Below are 18224 nucleotides of genomic sequence, written 5' to 3' on the forward strand. Positions count from 1 at the left end.
TACCTCAGGTCAACAGAAAAAGCCATGCCAGAACAGTTACAAATTATAAAATGGATTATCGTATCTCTGATCCCGCAGGCAAATTTCTACTAGAAGGTTTGGATCCATCAGATAGTTTTATGATGTCTGTAAAGCTCGAAGAACTTCCTGGAGATAAATTTTGGACTATATGGACATTTCCCCCTGTTAAAGCGAACGGGAAACCTCTGCGGTTAGTTTTAGAGGATAGGTATAAAGAAGTGAAGCGAATTCCCGAACTTTAGGGCTGTAATTGATCTTCTCATTGATTGAAGCCAGTCGTACCCCTAAGTATCCAATACTTCCAGAGGTAGCCGCATGCGTTGTTTGTTAGCCGTTTTCTTATGTCTCGTCTCCGTTTGTAAAACCCGCGCCCAGTCCCCTGCTGACGTGCCGCCTGTTCAGCCGACCTACCACGAAAGCAGGGGGGGAGATGGTTTTGCGGTGGCATTTGTCAGTGCGGTGTTCTCCGTACCTAGCCTGATGTCCAGCACGCTGAATGTCCTTCCCGATAGTTTGTTCGGACGGTCCAACGATAGCCGACGCGTGCGTGGTGGTTTGGGTAAGGTAACAGGGGGAGTACAAATGCTCGTGGGAGGTATTTTCCTCGTCAACAACGAGCCCCGCGCGGGGCTCTTCAATCTTGCCATCGGGGGGATTTCCTACCAGCTCGGTAAACAGACCGAGAGTCGGATTCAGCGTGTGCAAGTCCAAGTGAGCCCGCAGGTCTCCACTAAGTCTGGGCAAACGGATCGGGGAATGGTACTCCAGCTTAGCCTCCGTCTTTAAACGAAAGCGGAAGATATAGCGGGAACGATCCTTGCAACGTTGCCGGATCGCCCCCGCTAGTTCGTTTATTGAGGCGGAATGTTGGTATTCTGGTTCACACGGACTTCCATCCGGGTTTTGCCATCGTCATTGGAGACTTTAACATCTGCATTGACCAGGTTGCCATCCGGGCCGGGGAACTGGATTTTATAGCTGCCTGGTGGGATGTCTTTGAGATCGCTGACCCCAAGCTGTTTTTGGAGTAAGTCCGTGATGTTCGCGCCACCAAACATGCTGCCCGCGCCGGCGGGACCTCCAAATGCCGTCATGGGCTTGCGTGGGTTGCTGAGAATGTAGTAGGAAGTCAGATCAAGCTTCTTCACCAGAGGCGCGGCCTCTTCCTCTGTCATCAGGCGGCCCATGACCTCCACCATTCCCGGCTTCGATGTCCCTACTTTTCCGCCAAAGAGGCTTGCCTGAGCAAAAGCGTAGCGTGAGAGGTTGTCAGCCGCATAGCGCTTGCCCTCTTGTGCCTTGGGGAGATAGAGCTTGGCCCATGCTGCACCGTCGGGAAGCTTGCGGACAAGCGCGTCTAGCTGTTCTTCCAGATTGGCTTTCGTGGTGGCTTTTGCCAGTGCGGGAGCCCTGAGCGCGGCCAGGCTGGAGTCTACTAAGACATTCTGACCGCTATCTTGACCGAGCTGACGGACAATCAGGCTGACAATGACCTCGCGCTCGGTTTTCGGACGCGAGGATGTCGAGGTATCTTGCCCATAAGCAAGTGTCGGTGCCAGCAGAAGTGTGCCAGCAAGTAAGGCGTATTTCATAAAATTTCGATTCCTCCAGAATTCAAAGACGAGATAGCGCTGCGATTCCGCGAACCCTACTTGAGATAGCCATGGTAGACCCCGAGCCAGTAGCCCAAGAGCCAGGCTCCGGGATCGTCTGCGCCCTTACCATCGCCGCCGCTATCGGCCTCCCAATAACAGGCGTTCCAGCGGGTGACCCGGCGCTCGGCAGGGGAGAGTACCCGGTCGGTCTCGGTCCGGTTGCGACCACCACCGGGTGCCACGCGTAGCGTCACATCCATCCGAGTACTATTTTTCATTGCCCATTCGGTCTGATCAAGCGGCCAGTCTTGGAGCGTGACAAGTGCACTCTCTACATCACACGGATTGCCCGTCAGGCCACCGTACATGAAGTTATAGAACGGGCTGGCCTCGGCCTTGATCGTCTGCTCCGTCAGCGATGGCTCCCAGGTCTTGGCGAGGCTCTGCGAGAGAATCTGCCGCCGCGCCGGGTCTTTCTCTAGGAGCATCAGGGGGTAGTAGGCCAAGTAGGCCAGCTCATCGTCGCTGTGGTTGAGCTTCCACCAAGGGCTGTTGCGCCGGTAGTTGAGTACGTTTAAGAGATAGTGGTGCTTGGTGATCAGCTCCTCATAGGCATCGTTGTAGCGCTTCTCGCCCGTCAGATGATAGGCCACTTTCAGGTGTGAGAGAATCTCCAGCGAGTTAAGCCCACGCTCCTCTTTCCAGCGCGGGCTGTCGTTCATCAGCGCAGGCTCCCAGTGGCCCCAGCGAGTCGGGCGAGTGGTGTGATCGCAGAGCGTGTAGTTATGATCGAGAATATGATCCGTCACGCGCTTACACGTCGCGGCGATGCGCTTTTTCTCTGCCGCATCCGCGACATGCTCGGAGTAAAGAAACCAGGCGAAGTAGTGACCGTCGATCTCGTCGCTGGACGTGTCCCCCTTCACCCAGACATTTTTCTCAATCGGGGAGCGAAACCAGATCAGCGCCGTCTCGCCGGGGGCATTGACGGTGCCTTTGGGATCAAGGCCCGTAACACCCGCCTTGAGCTCATCATCGGTGACTGTGGCGCGGGCGGGGAAGCCCGAGATTCCCGGCAGGCGCTCTAGTTCCAGCAGCGCATTCAGCGACTTCTGCGCGAGAGCTTTTGCCGCCAGGTCTTTGGTCGCGCCGTAGCGCAGGCACTCCGCCCCCAGATAGACCGCGGTCCAGAGCCCGTCGTTGTCACTGGCGTCGTGAACGGTTCCCAGCTCGGGCTTTCCGGCCACTTTGTAGCTACAGTTGGAGACATAGCCTCGCCGGTTGTGATACTTGGTCGTGATGTTCTCAAAGTGCGCCGCTTTCTCCGCGAGAGTCATGGCTTTCTCTTCGAGACAGGCAAAGCCCTTGTCCGTCTCCACCCAGCAGCGGTTTTTTGTGTCGCACCAGACCCGCTTTACACTATCACTGGGTAGCCAGCGACGGCTGGCAAAGTAGCGAAACTTGCCCTCCCGCAGCCGCCATACACCGCTCATCGTTCCGCCCCAGAGATCGCCGTTGCTAGCCAGCGCTACACTGGTCATCCGAATCTGCGGCATGCCGTCTTTGTGGTCAATCGGCTGCCACCAGTCTTTCCCATTGGTGAGCATCAGCCCAAACGTTGTGGCGAGATACCAGTGCCCCTTGCCATCCGAGATCGCCTGCACCACCTCAGTGTCTTCATCAATCTGGGGTTGATGCGGCTTGAAGGAAGTCGGAAGCTCAATCCGTGGCCCTTTGGTCTCAATGACAGGCGGTTTTGGCGCGTCAGCAGTGAGCGTGGCAAACTGACGCGAGATAAACTGGCCATAGGTGGTGGCAGGCGCGGTGAGTGCGGCGGGTATGGGAAGTAGCATTGCGAAATGTTATCCTTTCAAACCACTGAGGACAATTCCCTTGACAAAAGTCTTCTGGACGAGCAAGAAGACGAGTATCATCGGGAGGGTAATGACGGTTGAGGTGGCCATGAGCAGGTTCCACTGGCTCTCGTGGCGACCGAGAAACGACTGCAGGCCCAGCGCGAGCGTGTACTGGCTTTCGTCGTGGAGGTAGATGAGTGGGCCTTGGAAGTCCGTCCAGGCTCCGAGAAACGCAAACAAGCCAACCGTGGCGAGGGCGGGGCGTGCGAGTGGTAGGATCACGCGCCAGAAGATGCCAAAGTCCGAGCAACCGTCGAGGCGCGCGGCATCGGAGAGCTCTTGCGGGATCGTGAGGAAAAACTGGCGCAGCAGAAAGATCGAAAACGGGTTGCCAAAGAACGCGGGGATGATTAAGGGTAGCCAGGAGCCCGACCAGCCAAGCGTACGAAACAGCAGAAAGGTCGGCAGGAGCGTGACTTGGGCCGGGAGCATGATGGTTGCCAGCATGATAAAGAACAGCGGCTCGCGGGCTTTGAAGCGTAGCCGGGCGAAGGCATAGGCAGCCAGTGACGATGAGAGACACGTCCCAAGCACCGTCAGGGCGCAGATAAAGAGCGTGTTGCCGACGTAGCGCCAGAACGGGAAGCGCGAGAGGGCATCGGGGTAGTTCTTCCAGAGAACCGGGCTGGGGAGCCACTCCATGGTCGCCGTGAAGATCTTCTCCGGCGACTTCAGAGATGTCGTCACCATGAAGGCAAAGGGTGCCAGAAAGAGCAGGCTGAGCGCGATAAGAATGCCGTAGCGTAGCCCTTTCATGCTATCTCTCCTTCGTAGTAGACCCAGCGCGCCGACGATTTAAACACCAGCCAGGTCGCTAGGATCGTCAGCAAAAACAGCACCCAGGCCATCGCGCAGGCCAGGCCCATGCGGAAGAACTCGAAGGCATTCTGGTAGAGATAGAGCGCATAAAAGAGCGTGGACTTGTCCGGGCCGCCCTTGGTCATCAAAAAAGTCTGGGTGAAGTACTGGAATGTCCCGATGACACCTAAGATCAGGTTGAAGAAGATCACGGGTGAGAGAGAAGGCAGTGTGATGTGGCGCAGGCGTTGCCAGCTATTGGCCCCATCGAGCTCAGCGGCCTCGTAGTAGTCTTGGGGGACGCCTTGAAGCGCGGCGAGATAGATCACCATGCTCCCGCCCACGCCCCAGAGATCCATGAAGATAATGGCGGGCTTAGCCCAGAGCGGGGAGGCGAGCCAGGTGGGCGTCGGAATGTGGAGTGATCTCAGCGCTTCGTTGAGGAGGCCGTGCTCTGGGTTTAAAAGCCAAAGCCAGAGCATCGAGCTGGCGACCGTGGGCACCAGCGAGGGCAGGTAAAAGATCGTCCGAAAGAGCGCCATACCCTTGAGCTTCTGGTTGAGCAGGAGCGCCAGCGCCAGCCCGATAACGAGCGAGAGCGGCAACTCCAGAAACAAAAACGCAGTGTTTCCCAAAGACGGCCAGAAGGTCTCGGTGTCGGTGAATATCTCTTTGTAGTTCTCCAGTCCCACCCAGCGCGGTGGGGAGAGCACGCGGTAGTCCGTGAAACTCAGATAGAGCGTCGCGAGTACTGGGCCGATGGTAAAGACCACAAGCCCGATTAGCCAGGGAGCCAGGAAGAGGAGGGCCACCCCACCATCCTCCGCCGGGCGGGGGGGATTTGAGGCCCTCATTGGTACTTCTCCAGCTCGCGGGCGACCTTGGTTTGGACGGTGCGTAGTGCTTCTTGCGGGGACTTGCGCCCGTAGCGCACGGCGTCGCAGGCGGCGGTGAGCTCGCTTTGGTAGAGCGCGGCGACGGGAAGCACGGGGAAGTGGGTGGCGCGGGGGGTGTTTGCCAGATCCAGAAAACGCGCAAAGAGCGGTCGCCAGGGAGCGCCCGTTCGTAGCGCGGGCTCCTGCAAAATGGCACGTTGGTTGGGGACGCCGTGCATCGTCTCGGCAAATTTGAGCTGCCCCGCCTTGGTCTGGCTCCACTGGAGAAACGCAAAGGCATTGTCGGTGCGCTTGCCCTCGCGGGGCAGGCAGAAGAGGTTTCCACCCAGCCAGGCCGTGCCTGCGAGTTTGGGAGCGTCTGCGGGATAGGGAAGCGGCGCGACCCCAATCTCTTCACCCGGCGTGTACTTAAAGACCCAGTTGGCGTTCCACTGGCCAGAGAACTCCATCGCGGCGAGGCCCTTGAAAAACGGGTTGCTGGCCCCCATGTCCTCCGCAAAGCCTGTCGAGAACGCCTCGACCGCCTCGTTGCCTCCCTGCGCGTCCATCAGGCGCTTGTACCAGCGCAGTCCCTCGATATTGTTGGGGTGATCTGCCGTGAGGCGCTCTGATTTTTCGTCCCAAAACGTGGCTCCCACCGCGCTGAGTAATTGCACGGCCTCGGGGGGGCGCAGGCCGATCTGGGTGATCCGACCCGAGCTATCGCGCTTGGTCAGGCGCTTGCACAGCTCCTCCAGCTCTTCCAGCGTGCGCGGCGGCTCTTTGACAAGCTTTTTGTTGTAGAGAAGCACTATGCAATCGAGCAGGTAGGGGATAGCATAGAGCTTGCCTCGGAAGCGACACTGGCTGATTGCGCCGGGGGTGAAGTCCGCGTCTTTGAGCCCGGCGGCGGTGAAGAGATCGTCGAGGGGGCGTAGTGCTTGATTTGCCGCGAGTGCTCCAAGTGCCGACGGGTCTTTAAGAGTGAAGAGATCCGGTGGAGCGCCTGCGACTAAGGCCCGGATGGTTTTATCGTCCGCAACCGACGGTAGGTTCTCCATCGTGGGATCGTAGGCACGCAGAACATTGCGAAAGACCGTCTCCTCATCACCACCCCACATGCTCCAGACCCGTAAGCCCCGCCGCATTGGGGGATTGTGTGTACAGCCCGCAGCGAGAGCGAGAGTGAGCAGGGCGACGGAGCGCATGACGACATCCTAACCCAAGTGCACAGATCGGACAAGGTTTTTATTGCAGAGTGCATTGACGCTGGTTCTGGTAGCGTCTACAATGCACCTATGATCTCTCTTTCCCATGGCAAGCTGGCAGTGTTCGCCCTTGCTAGCCTGATGAGCTTTGCTGCACTTGCCGCTCCCCAAAAGACGGAGCCGGTTCGCTTTAACCGAGATATTCGCCCGATTCTTTCCGACAACTGTTTTGCATGCCATGGCCCTGATAAAAACAAACGCCAAGCGGGCTTGCGGCTGGATCAGCCCAATCGCGCGGTGATCTCAGGCGATATTCTTGCCAGTGTACTGGTGAAACGGGTGCAGGATGGAACCATGCCACCGGCTGCGTTTCATAAGATTCTCACGTCGGCGCAGAAGCAGCTCTTGATGCGCTGGATTGGTGAGGGTGCCAAGTACGAAGGTCACTGGAGCTTCCAGCCAATCAGCCCACGCGTAGGCACAGGCATTGATGCGATAATTACGGCACGGCTTGCTAAAGAGAAGCTCACCCGTGCGCCGCTGGCGGATAAGGCGACGTTGATTCGGCGTGTGAGCTTGGATGTGACGGGCCTGCCACCGAGGCCGGAGCGTGTGGCGGCGTTTGTGTCAGACACTCGGCCCGATGCCTATGCGAAACTGGTGGATGAGCTACTCGCCTCGCCGCACTACGGGGAGCGCATGGCGGTGCCGTGGCTGGATGCCGTCCGCTACGCTGACACCGTGGGCTACCATGGCGACCAGAACATGAACGCTTGGGCCTACCGGGACTGGGTAGTGGATGCATTTAACGCCAACATGCCCTTCGATCGCTTTACCAGAGAGCAGCTTGCGGGGGACTTACTGCCCAGCCCAACACCGAGCCAGCTCACGGCGACGTGTTTTAATCGGCTCAATATGGTGACGCGCGAGGGCGGGGCGCAGCCCAAAGAGTATCTCCACAAGTACGCCACGGATCGTGTTCGCACGGTCGGTATGGCATGGATGGGCCTCACCACCGGCTGTGCCGAGTGCCACGATCACAAGTTCGACCCGCTCACCCAGCGCGATTTCTACGCACTCGCGGCCTACTTTGCCGACGTAAAACAATGGGGCGTTTATGCCGACTACGGCTACACTCCGAACCCCGATCTGCGCGGTGTCAACAACGACTACCCGTTCTTCCCCGAAATCTCCGTTGAGAGCCGCTATCTCAAGCAGCGAATCGCGCAGCTTCAGGGGCAGATCGAGACACTCGCCGCGCCTCTCTCCGTAAGCCAGAGCTGGCTGGGGGAGCAAAATGCCTACGTCCAAGCCAACCCCGATGGCTGGGAAGCGGACGAGAAAGTTGTCTTGACGGGAAACAAAGCCACGGACGAAGTTCGAAGTCTAGCACTCAAAAATCGCTCGTTTGCCAGCGTGCGGCTGGAGCTTTACCCTGTGGAGGGCAGTCTTTTCCGCAAGGGGGTGCGCTCCGAGACGGTAAATTTAAGTGTGGCGATAGTGGGCAAGGACGGCAAAACTAGAAATATTCCCCTCCGCCACGCTGCCGCGAGTGCGTTTGAGCCGATCTACCGTAACTCGTTTGCACTGCTGGGCGTGCACCGTGGCTGGAAGCTGGCCGACAGCCAGGCACAGGTTGCGCAGACGGCAGTCTATCGCTTCGAAAAGCCGATCACGCTCGGTGAGGGGGAGAGCCTGCGCGTTACCCTGCCGGGCTGTGATCTTGCCTGCTTCCGCCTAAGCACGTCGCCTCTCGTGCCGCGCGACCCAGACGACCTGACACTTCCCGGCAAAGCCCTCACGCCGCGCGACTATCTCCTTGCGACCGCCGCCGATGCCTCTGCGTTTGCCAAGGCCAAGGCGCTGGAGTCCGAGATCATCGGCTATCGAGGGGGGCGAACGCCCGTGATGGTGACGGAGCGAGCCAAGACTCCCCTGACAATGCGAGTCGTACCACGCGGCAACTGGCAAGATGAAACTGCGCCCGTTGTCACGGCAGCGACCCCTTCCTTTCTCCCCAAGCCAACGGGGGGTAGTCGTCTAGAGCTTGCCAACTGGCTGATAGACAAGAGCAACCCGCTTACCTCGCGCGTCTTCATAAACCGGCTCTGGAAACACTTCTTTGGTGTCGGACTCTCCCCCAGTATCGAGGATCTTGGTGCGCAAGGCGAGCCACCGACCTACCCCGAGCTGCTCGACATGCTTGCCGCCGACTTTCAGCGCGACTGGAATGTTAAGCGGGCCGTGAAGCAGCTTGTGCTGAGCGAGGCATATAGAAGATCGTCGGTGATGAGCGCAGCGCAAAAATCAAAAGATCCGCAGAACAAGCTCTGGGCCTCCCAAAATCCACGACGGCTGGAGGCGGAGTTCGTCCGGGACAACGCGCTGGCCATCGCGGGGCTTCTGAATCCGTCGGTGGGAGGGCCACCCGCAATGCCCTACCAACCCGAGGGCTACTACGCCCCATTGCAGTTCCCTGACCGTAACTATGTCGCGGATAAGAATGACTCACAGTGGCGGCGCGGGGTCTACATGCACTGGCAGCGGACGTTTCTGCACCCGATGCTCGCCAGCTTCGATGCCCCCAACCGTGATGAGCCGTCTTGCACGCGCACTAATGCCAACACGCCCCAACAGGCGCTCACGCTCCTCAACGACCCGGAATTTGTCGAGGCGGCTCGCGTCTTTGCAGGCAGCCTACGCACTAAGACCGACGACGCGAAGCTCACTGAGATCTACCAGCGGGCACTGGCACGAGCACCGAAGCCGCAGGAGCAAAAGTCACTCCTCGCCTTTCTCGCCAAAGTCCGCACCGAATACGCCGCTCGTCCCGAGGACGCCCAAAAATTCCTCGCGACAGGTAACGCGCCCCTTCCCGAAGGCGATGCCGTCGAACTTGCAAGCTGGGCCAGCGTCTGCCGCGTCGTCCTAAACCTGCACGAAACGATCACGAGGTACTAAGTAGACATGGCAACGACAAAGAAACGAGAGTTTTCTGGATTCAGCCTGGAGGAAGCTCTGGAGCTATTGGGAGTTGAGAATATTCACACCTGGGACATACCGCATCAGGAGAAAGAGCCCAGTGATTTTTTTCGCGAGCGATTCCGTCGTTTGGAGCTTGTCTTTGATACCACGCTCTCCGAGATGGCAAAGCAGATGGTCATTGAAGTGATCTTTGAAGAAGTTGCGCTGAACTATCCTAAACTCAAGATTTTCAAGGAAGTGCCTCTACGTGGCGAGACGGCAGGAGGTTTCGTGGACTACCTGATTGCCCCGCAGCGTGTGCTTCCCAAAACGCCGCTTCTCTGCGTCGCGGAAGCCAAGAAAGATAACTTTGAAAAAGGTATGGCGCAGTGTCTTGTGGAGATGATGGTCTGCGCCGAGCGGAATGCAGCGGAGGGCAAGCACCAGGAGACCTATGGCATCGTGACGAATGGCACGGGTTGGCAGTTTTACAAGCGTGAGGTATCGGGAGCTGTCTGGCAGAGTGGTGCCTACGGCCTGACCACCACAGAGCGATTGTTGGGAGCGCTGAGCTATGTTCTGGCTCTCTGTGAGGAAAATGTGTGAGCACGATGAGATTCGATCAAGAAGAGTTTATTCAAAGCGTCAACCGACGCACGTTTTTGAAGCAATCCGCCTATGGGGTCGGGGGACTGGCCCTTAGTGCATTGTTTGGCGCAGAAGCTCGTGCCGATAGTGGGAAGCTGCCAGACTTTGCACCGCGCATCAAGCGGGTGATCCATCTCTGCATGGCGGGCGGGCCAAGCCACTTGGAGACGCTGGACTGGAAGCCTAAGCTGCGTGAGCTACATGGTCAGCCTTTTCCTTCATCGTTTACCAATGGTCAGCAGCTTGCTCAGCTCCAGAACGCGGTCTTGAAAGCCTTTGGACCACAGCATGAGTTCACGAACTACGGCAAGAGTGGCCTGTATCTTAGCACGGCATTGCCCCTGATCGGGAGCCTCGCCGATGATATCTGCGTGGTCAAGTCCATGGTGACGGAGCAGATCAACCATGACACAGCGCATGCATTTATGAACTCGGGCTCGATCCTGAAGAGCCGCCCCAGCATGGGCTCGTGGGTGCTCTACGGGCTTGGAACGAGTACGAAGAACCTACCAGGCTTTATCGTTCTCACGTCGCAAGGACGGGGCGGGGCGCAGCCGGTCTCGGCGCGCCAGTGGTCGTCGGGGTTCCTGCCCAGCAAGTTCCAGGGCGTCCAATTGCAGACACGCGGCGATGCCGTGCACTATGTCGGGAGCCCGGAGGGGGTCTGCCAGAGTACGCAGCGGCTTGTTGTCGAAGAGATCGCGCGGCTCAACGGGATGCTTGCCGCCGAGAAAACCGACCCAGAGATCGCGACCCGGATTGCGCAGTACGAGCTGGCGTTCCAGATGCAGGCATCGGTGCCGGAGCTGACCGACATGGCCAAAGAGACTCAGGCCACTCTCGATCTCTACGGAGTCAATAAGCCCGGCGACGGCACGTTTGCCAGCAACTGCCTGCTCGCCCGGCGCTTGGCCGAGCGCGGCGTACGCTTTATCCAGCTCTACCACCGTGGCTGGGATCATCATGGCGGCGTCAAAAACGGCATTACCCAAGCCGCCACTGAGTGCGATAGAGCCACCTGGGCGCTCATTACGGATCTTAAGCAGCGCGGGATGCTCGACGACACGCTCGTGATCTGGGGCGGAGAGTTTGGCCGCACCCCTATGGGCCAGGGTGACGGGCGCGATCATCACATCAATGCCTTCTCGATCTTTCTGGCAGGCGGTGGGATCAAGGGCGGCACCACCTACGGTAACACCGACGAGCTAGGCTACAAGTCCGTCGAGAACGTCGTCAGCGTCCATGATCTGCACGCCACCATGCTTCATCTTTTTGGCATCGACCACGAGCGCTTCTCCATCAAGTTCCAGGGACTCGACGCCAAGCTCAGCGGCGTCGAACCCGCGCGGGTCGTGAAAGATATTCTGGTGTAACGAGATAGCGGCGGTGCCAAATCCCGATGATTGTTTTTTTCTGCAAATTTCAGGAACTCAAAGGGCATTTTTATCGCTATTAGATAATAGTGCAAAAAGAATTCGGTACACTTAAGAGAATGAGCCGTAAATGTCAACCGATCTTGTTTTGTTTGCCACTGGTGGCCCTTGTCACCATGGGGGCGATGGAGGCGAGGCCACAGGCTCAACCGAAAAAGGCGACGGCACCGAGTTTGAGCACGAGTGGCTTTGAGCGGGATGTCGCGCCGCTGGTCAAGAAGTACTGTGTGAGCTGTCATGCCGCTCCCAAAGGTACGGGGGGCGTCAGCCTGAGTGCAGAGAAGACCTTTCCCGCAGTCCTAAAAAATAGGGCGGTCTGGGAGCAGGTCTCCGGTGCGGTGCTGGCAGGGCGGATGCCGCCTGCGGGGATGCCTCAACCCACTACGGCAGAGCGCAAGCGCCTTGGGGAGACCCTAGAGAGCCTTTTTTCGCAAGTAGACTGCCAGATCAACGACCCCGGGCGGGTGACGATGCGCCGCCTGAATCGCGCGGATTACAACAACACCGTGCGGGATCTGCTCGGGGTTTCGCTTCGCCCTGCCGATGACTTCCCCAACGATGATGTGGGCTACGGTTTCGACAATATTGGCGATGTGCTCTCCATCTCCCCGCTCCTGATGGAAAAGTATCTGACAGCGGCGGAGAAAGTGGCGGCAGACGCGGTAGTGCTACCAGGCAATGGCCCTCCGGCGCAGCGTGTGTCAGCGCGTGCACTGGCGGGACTGGGCACTGCAGGAGGCGAGTCGGGCGAAGGCTACGAGCTGGGCCGAACCGGCGATACAGCAACGGCCAGCTTTGACTTTCCCACGGCGGGAACCTACAAAGTGCGAATCCAGGCCTACGGACAGCAGGCAGAGCCGCGTCCTGTGAAGATGGGAGTCTCCCTGAGTGGGAAGCAGGTGCAGAGTATAGATGTTCCTGCAACCGCGCAGAATCCGCAGCTCTCCGAGCTCATGATCACGGTTCCCAAGGCGGGAAACTACAAGATCGGGGCAACCTTTCTCAACAACAACGACCAGGCTCCCGAAGACCTCCCGTTCCGCCGAAAGGGCCAGGATCGCAACCTCTACATCAACTACATCGAGGTACAGCTTCCCGAGAGTGTGAAACACGGAATTGCGCTCGTGCTCCCCAAAGACAGCTCGGATGCGGCGTGGGACGATGCCACGTGGGCAACTCTAGGGGGGCTTGCCAAGCGCGCGTTTCGTCGGCCTGTGACCCCACAAGAGAAGACCAAGCTAATCGGACTCGCGCGGCTAGCTCGAGAAAAGAAGACCTCCGCGGAGTTTGCCGAGGGCATACAGCTGGCCGTTCGGGCCATTCTTTCGTCGCCGAGCTTTATCTTCCGGCCCGAGCTGGATGCAAAGCCCAACGATCCCACGGCGAAACGCCAGCTCAATGACTACGAGCTGGCGACGCGCCTCTCGTATTTCTTGTGGTCGTCGCTTCCCGATGACGAGCTGCTGGCACTGGCAGATCAGGGCAAGCTGAAAGACACCACGGTGCTCACTGCGCAGGCACGGCGTATGCTCAAGAGCCCCAAGGCCGCGGCGCTAGCGGAGAACTTCGCCGGGCAGTGGCTCCAGCTCCGCAAGCTTGCCGTTGTCCAGCCCGATGACTCCACGTTCCAGCCGCCCTTACGCAAGGCGATGGAGACCGAGGCGCTGCGCTTTTTCACCGGGGTGGTGCAGGAGGATCGGAGCGTCCTGGAGTTTTTGGATGCCAACTACACCTACCTCAACGCGACCCTCGCCGAGCACTACGGGATCTCCGGCGTGACAGGTGAGGCGTTTCAGCGGGTGGCGCTGACGGACAACCAGCGTGGTGGGCTCCTTGCAATGGCGGGCGTCTTGACCCTCACCAGTAACCCCAACCGAACGTCGCCGGTGAAGCGTGGCAAGTGGGTCTTGGACAACTTCCTGGGGACGCCGCCGCCGCCGCCACCGCCCAATGTTCCTGAGCTAGACAAGCCTGGTGGCCCAATCGTTGCTGAGACACTTCGTAAGCGCCTCGAAATCCACCGAACAAACCCGGCTTGTGCCAACTGTCACTTGCAGATGGATGCGATTGGCCTGGCGCTGGAAAACTACGATCTGATCGGGCGCTGGCGCATGAACGATGGCGGGAAGGCAATTGACACATCTGGCGTCCTCCCCGACGGCAGCAAGTTCAACGGCCCTGGCGAGCTAAAGAAAGTGCTGCTCACGAAGAAAAGTCAGTTCACCCATACACTTACGGATAGGCTATTGACCTACGCACTGGGCCGTGGGATTGAGCGCACGGATCGCTGCAACCTTGACAGCATGACAAAATCGGTAGAAAATAAAGGCTATAAGTTCTCGGCAATTGTCGAGGCCGTGGTCACAAGCCCGCCGTTTCGAGAGCGGCGCGGCGATGAATCGGGAAAGAAAGTGGCAAAGCAATGAGCAATGAGACACTGATCTCGCGACGGACGATTCTGCGGGGTCTGGGAACCGCGATGGCGCTTCCTTGGCTGGAAGTGGCACAGGCCCAGACAACTAAAGGGGGCAAGACTAGCCCCGAAGCTCCCGTTCGTATGGCGTTTTTATTCGTCCCCAATGGCATCAACATGAAGCACTGGTTGCCTGGCACGGAGGGCGCACTGGGCACGTTACCCTCGACACTTGCACCCCTCGATGGCCTCAAGAGCCACTTCAATGTCTTAACGGGCCTGAGCCAGTACGGCGCGGAAGCCCAAAAAGATGGCGCGGGTGACCATGCTCGTTCGGCAGCAGCATGGCTGACGGGTTGTCATCCGAAGAAGACCAATGGCGCGGATATTAAGGCAGGTCCCTCAGCCGATCAGATCGCGGCCCTCAAGCGTGGCAACCAAACTCTCTTTCCGAGCCTAGAGCTTGGCTGTGAGCGTGGCTCGATGGCAGGAAACTGTGACTCCGGCTACTCCTGCGCCTACTCGCACACGATCTCTTGGCGCTCCGAAACATCGCCTGTCGCCAAAGAGACCGACCCACGTCTCGTCTTTGAGCGCCTGTTCCGTGTGGATGATCTCCGGGAGTCTGCGGAGGCACGTGCCAAGCGCAAGCGCTACAACCAGAGCATCCTGGACTTCGTTCAAGAGGATGCCTTGACTCTCCAGAAGAAGCTTGGGGCGCATGATCGGCAGAAGCTTGATGAGTATTTCACCGGGATTCGGGAGATCGAGCGGCGAATTGCGTTCTTAGAGAACGCCCGCAAGGCCACTGGAGCCACTCCGGAAAAGTTTAGCGCGCAGCTTCCCAATCAGGGGAAGCGGGGTAATCCCGACTACCCAGAGCAGATCAAGCTCCTTGGGGACATGATGGTGCTCGCCTTTCAGGCGGACATCACGCGTATCTCGACCTTCATGTTCGCCGATGAGGGCTCTGGGCATGCGTACCAGAACCTCGGAATCAAAGACGGCCACCACGATCTGTCTCACCATGGCCGGGTTGAGGAAAAGCTGGAGAAGCTCCGCCAGATCAACCAGTACCATGTCGAGCAGCTTGCCTATATTCTGAATAAGATGCAGGGCATTAAAGAGGGGAGCCGCACGCTTCTGGACAACACGATGCTGGTCTATGGCGGCGGAATCAGCGATGGCGACCGGCACAACCACAATGATCTCCCGATCTTGCTCTGTGGCGGTGGCGGCGGCGTGATCAAGACCGGGCGTCACGTCCGCTACGAAGACAAGACTCCCATGGGCAACCTGCTGATTACCATGCTAGATCGCTTCGGGATTCCCGGTGAAACCCTTGGGGACTCCACCGGAAAACTCTCACAGTTGTTTTAGAACCCTACTCGACCCCGGCTGCTTTGAGGGCATCCTCCAGCCGGTGGTCGCTCGCTCCACCATTACCAATAATGACTGCGGCAATCTTGCCGTCTTTACCGATCACAAAAGATGTCGGAATGCCGGATACGCCAAACTGGTTCCTGGCGATGCTTTTGCTATTGTCACGCCCCGCAGGATCGAGAACGAGCGGAAACGTGTACTTGTTGGTCGCACGCCAAGCGTTGTACTTGGCTCTCTCATCAAAGACATTGGCGGCAAGCACCGTGACATCGCTCCGGGTTTTGATGCTATTCCAGACGGTCTCAAGATGTGGGAACGAGGCTAAACACGGGCCGCACCAAGTCGCCCAAAAGTCCAAGACAACCACTTTCCCCCGATGAGAGGCTAGGGTGATGGTTGAGCCATCCGGAGCCTCAAAGGCGCAGTCTGGGGCTGGATCACCCACTTTGAGAAGCGCGGGGCCTGCGGGAGCCTTTGGTGCGGGCGGAGTGTTGGTTGGCAGGAGAGTGAGGCTTCCGCCGTCGGGAGCCACGATTGCACGGTAGACTTTCTCGCCAATCTCGATGGGCTTTGCAATATCAAAGGTGTACGACGTAAAGTCAATCGCTCCTGTTCCTTTGAGGTCAAGCACCAGGTAGACAGGCGCGGTGGGGGAGGGGAGGAAAACACCATCACTGTCGCTATCCACGAGGAGCGCTTTGACCGCCTTCCCCTCAATCTGGAGCTCCCCGGCCGCCGCCGCGTTGCGCTGGGCGATCACCCGGTCAGCAGAGCCGTAGAAATTGACGGTGTAGGACTGTGTCAGCGCCTCATTGGAGCCAACTCCGTACGAGGCACGCAGGGCACGCATAATCGTGTTGCCGTCCCAGGCTGCAGGAGCCTCATCGGTCAGGTCACCGTTGTTGTTATCGTCCACGAAGAGCTTGTCTCCAGCGAGCACGACAGTGGTCTGCGAGCGGGGACCATTTCCTATGGTAATCGCTCCGTAGCGTGGCGGCACGTCGTACTTTGGCTCTTTAAGAACGCCAGAGGGTTTTGTCTCGCTCAGGCGGATCGGGACAGGGATGGACTTCAGACCCAGCTTGCCTTTGTAGGTTTGTGAGAACGCTACAGGATCGAGAGTGAGTTTTGCGCGCATCATGCCAGGAACCGTGAGCGCCATCGCGGGAACAGACTTAGGCGCATTGGGATCACGGGCTGGGGCAGGAGGAGCATCGCCGCCGACCTCGCCAATATCGACACCTGCTTTTTTGAGCGCCATCTCTAGCCGATGATCGCCGATCTGGTAGCCGACAATCGCCTCGACCACTCGACCGTCTTTTCCGATCACAAAGGTCGTCGGGATTCCGGTTACGCCAAAGGCATTGCGCGAGAGTTTCTTGGCATTATCGCGGCCCGCCGGATCGTAGCCGTAGGGAAAGCTATATTTCTCTTTGTTCTCCACCACCCACTTTTCGAACTTATCGCGCTCGTCGGAAGTGCAGAGAGCAAGCACCGTGGCATCGTCGCGCGTCTTGAGTTTTTTCCAGACCTCCTCTAAGTGAGGCATCGCAGCCTTACATGGGCCACACCAGGTTGCCCAGAAGTCCAACACGACCACCTTACCCTTAAGCGAGGACGAGCGCACCTTGGGTAGTCCTGCGGGGCCATCGACCGTGAACTCGGGGAGCTTATCACCCGCCTGGAGGAGAGCGGGAGCGGCAGTTACACTCTGTGCCGGAAGAGATTGTTGTTGTGTGGCAAGTAGGGCAATTAGAATTGGAGATAGATTCATGATGAAAGTACTATACCAAAGAATCCTTTGGTATAGTGAGCCCATGAAGCGAGTGATTTCCCTCTCTCTGGGCTCATCTAAGCGCGATAAGACTGTCACGGCGGAGTTTTTTGGGGAGACCTTTGAGATTAGCCGCCAAGGCGTCGATGGCGATGAGAAAAAGTTCGTGGAGCGGCTCGCGGAGCTAGATGGCATGGTGGACGCGATCGGCTACGGGGGTATGGACCGCTATCTCTGGAGCGAGGGCAAGCGCTACGAGTTCGCAGTTTCAAGAAAGCTTCTAGCGGGCGCGAAAAAAACGCCCGTGCTGGATGGCTCGGGGCTAAAGAATACCCTGGAGCGTGCCGCTGTCCAGTGGCTCCAGAGCAACGGCGTGGTGGACTTTGCACACAAGAAGACCCTGATCGTTTCTGCCGTAGACCGCTTTGGCATGAGTGAGGCCCTGATTGCGTGTGGTGGCCAGATCTGCTTTGGGGATTTGATGTTCGGGCTAGATTTGCCCATCGGTATCACCAATCCCAAGATCTTTAAAGTTGTGGCACGGACTCTACTGCCCATCGTGGTGCACTTGCCACTCTCGATTCTCTACCCGACGGGAGAAAAACAGAATCACATTGTCCCAAAGTGGGGCAAGTGGTACGAGTGGGCCGATGTGATCGCCGGTGACTTTCTCTATATCCGTCGCCACATGCCCCAGGATCTGAAGGGCAAGACCATTCTCACCAACACCACGACCGAGGAGAACCAGAAAGAGCTGAAAGAGCGCGGCGTGGCGCAGCTGATCACCACCACGCCTGTTTTTGAGGGCCGCTCCTTTGGCACCAATGTCATGGAGGCGATGCTGGTCGCGATCAATGGCGGCAAAGAGATGCAGCCAGAAGAGTATCTTGCCATGCTCCAAAAACTTGATTGGAAACCCAATGTCATTTCCCTAACAGGATAGGTTTCCGATTTCCTCAACTAGAAGTCGGACTCAGTTACCTGAGACACTATCGAGCCCCTGGAAGACCCGCATCAGTGTCTCGCGCTGATGAAGGGGCACATGTGGCCCCAGTAGCGCTTTAGTGTTGGCCTCCAGGTGCGCCGAGTTTCCTGTCCCGGAGAGCACGATATCAATGCCCGGCTCATCGCGGCAGAACTGATAGGCAAGCTCCGTAATATTGCCTTTAGGGAAGACCGTGAGGGCTTCGTGGCGG

General features: G+C 58.2%; 13 protein-coding genes and 1 pseudogene. 7 read left to right on the top strand and 7 right to left on the bottom strand.

Features of this window, described 5'->3' with window-relative positions; genetic code table 11:
• Positions 1 to 462 precede the first annotated feature (462 nt).
• A complete protein-coding gene (locus tag RMO15_RS03025; RefSeq protein ID WP_309707677.1) occupies positions 463 to 807 on the top strand; it encodes a hypothetical protein in 345 nt (114 codons plus the stop codon).
• Between the two features lie 65 nt (positions 808 to 872).
• Here RMO15_RS03025 and RMO15_RS03030 read toward each other — a convergent pair whose 3' ends face one another.
• Genes RMO15_RS03030 through RMO15_RS03050 form a run of 5 tightly spaced genes read right to left on the bottom strand, consistent with a single transcriptional unit; the run spans position 873 to position 6413 of the window.
• On the bottom strand, positions 873 to 1613 hold the full coding sequence (locus RMO15_RS03030) for a hypothetical protein (RefSeq protein ID WP_309707679.1): 741 nt from the start codon (positions 1611 to 1613) through the stop codon (positions 873 to 875).
• Between the two features lie 56 nt (positions 1614 to 1669).
• The gene (locus RMO15_RS03035) at positions 1670 to 3469 is read right to left on the bottom strand and encodes a hypothetical protein (protein ID WP_309707681.1); all 1800 of its coding nucleotides are present in this window, start codon (positions 3467 to 3469) and stop codon (positions 1670 to 1672) included.
• A gap of 9 nt (positions 3470 to 3478) precedes the next feature.
• Positions 3479 to 4288 (bottom strand): carbohydrate ABC transporter permease, encoded by an 810-nt coding sequence (locus RMO15_RS03040; protein ID WP_309707682.1) that lies wholly within the window; start codon positions 4286 to 4288, stop codon positions 3479 to 3481.
• Positions 4285 to 5142: a sugar ABC transporter permease gene (locus RMO15_RS03045; RefSeq protein WP_309707683.1), complete on the bottom strand. Its 858-nt coding sequence runs from the start codon at positions 5140 to 5142 to the stop codon at positions 4285 to 4287. The genes RMO15_RS03040 and RMO15_RS03045 overlap by 4 nt, the downstream gene beginning before the upstream one ends.
• A gap of 38 nt (positions 5143 to 5180) precedes the next feature.
• On the bottom strand, positions 5181 to 6413 hold the full coding sequence (locus RMO15_RS03050) for an extracellular solute-binding protein (protein WP_309707684.1): 1233 nt from the start codon (positions 6411 to 6413) through the stop codon (positions 5181 to 5183).
• A gap of 90 nt (positions 6414 to 6503) precedes the next feature.
• Here RMO15_RS03050 and RMO15_RS03055 point away from each other — a divergent pair, with 90 nt between their 5' ends.
• The 5 genes from RMO15_RS03055 to RMO15_RS03075 all read left to right on the top strand — a co-directional run bounded on the left by RMO15_RS03055 (position 6504) and on the right by RMO15_RS03075 (position 15251).
• Positions 6504 to 9374, top strand: a complete 2871-nt coding sequence (locus tag RMO15_RS03055; protein WP_309707685.1) for a PSD1 and planctomycete cytochrome C domain-containing protein — start codon at positions 6504 to 6506, stop codon at positions 9372 to 9374.
• A 6-nt stretch (positions 9375 to 9380) separates the two neighbouring features.
• The gene (locus tag RMO15_RS03060; RefSeq protein ID WP_309707687.1) at positions 9381 to 9983 is read left to right on the top strand and encodes a hypothetical protein; all 603 of its coding nucleotides are present in this window, start codon (positions 9381 to 9383) and stop codon (positions 9981 to 9983) included.
• A 5-nt stretch (positions 9984 to 9988) separates the two neighbouring features.
• Positions 9989 to 11398: a DUF1501 domain-containing protein gene (locus RMO15_RS03065; RefSeq protein ID WP_309707689.1), complete on the top strand. Its 1410-nt coding sequence runs from the start codon at positions 9989 to 9991 to the stop codon at positions 11396 to 11398.
• A gap of 119 nt (positions 11399 to 11517) precedes the next feature.
• On the top strand, positions 11518 to 13884 hold the full coding sequence (locus RMO15_RS03070) for a DUF1592 domain-containing protein (RefSeq protein WP_309707690.1): 2367 nt from the start codon (positions 11518 to 11520) through the stop codon (positions 13882 to 13884).
• Positions 13881 to 15251 carry a DUF1552 domain-containing protein gene (locus RMO15_RS03075; protein ID WP_309707691.1) on the top strand — a complete coding sequence of 457 codons (1371 nt, stop codon included), beginning with the start codon at positions 13881 to 13883 and terminating at the stop codon, positions 15249 to 15251. The genes RMO15_RS03070 and RMO15_RS03075 overlap by 4 nt, the downstream gene beginning before the upstream one ends.
• 4 nt (positions 15252 to 15255) lie before the next feature.
• Here the strand turns inward: RMO15_RS03075 and RMO15_RS03080 are convergent, their stop codons facing one another.
• Entirely contained in the window at positions 15256 to 17028 is a 1773-nt protein-coding gene (locus RMO15_RS03080) for a TlpA disulfide reductase family protein (RefSeq protein ID WP_309707692.1), read from the bottom strand.
• A 43-nt stretch (positions 17029 to 17071) separates the two neighbouring features.
• Here RMO15_RS03080 and RMO15_RS03085 point away from each other — a divergent pair, with 43 nt between their 5' ends.
• The gene (locus RMO15_RS03085; RefSeq protein WP_309707693.1) at positions 17072 to 17971 is read left to right on the top strand and encodes a hypothetical protein; all 900 of its coding nucleotides are present in this window, start codon (positions 17072 to 17074) and stop codon (positions 17969 to 17971) included.
• Positions 17972 to 18001: 30 nt separating this feature from the next.
• Here RMO15_RS03085 and RMO15_RS03090 read toward each other — a convergent pair.
• A pseudogene (locus RMO15_RS03090) lies at positions 18002 to 18224 on the bottom strand (hypothetical protein); the annotation flags it as partial.

The organism is Armatimonas sp. (genome assembly GCF_031410135.1).
GTDB lineage: Bacteria > Armatimonadota > Armatimonadia > Armatimonadales > Armatimonadaceae > Armatimonas.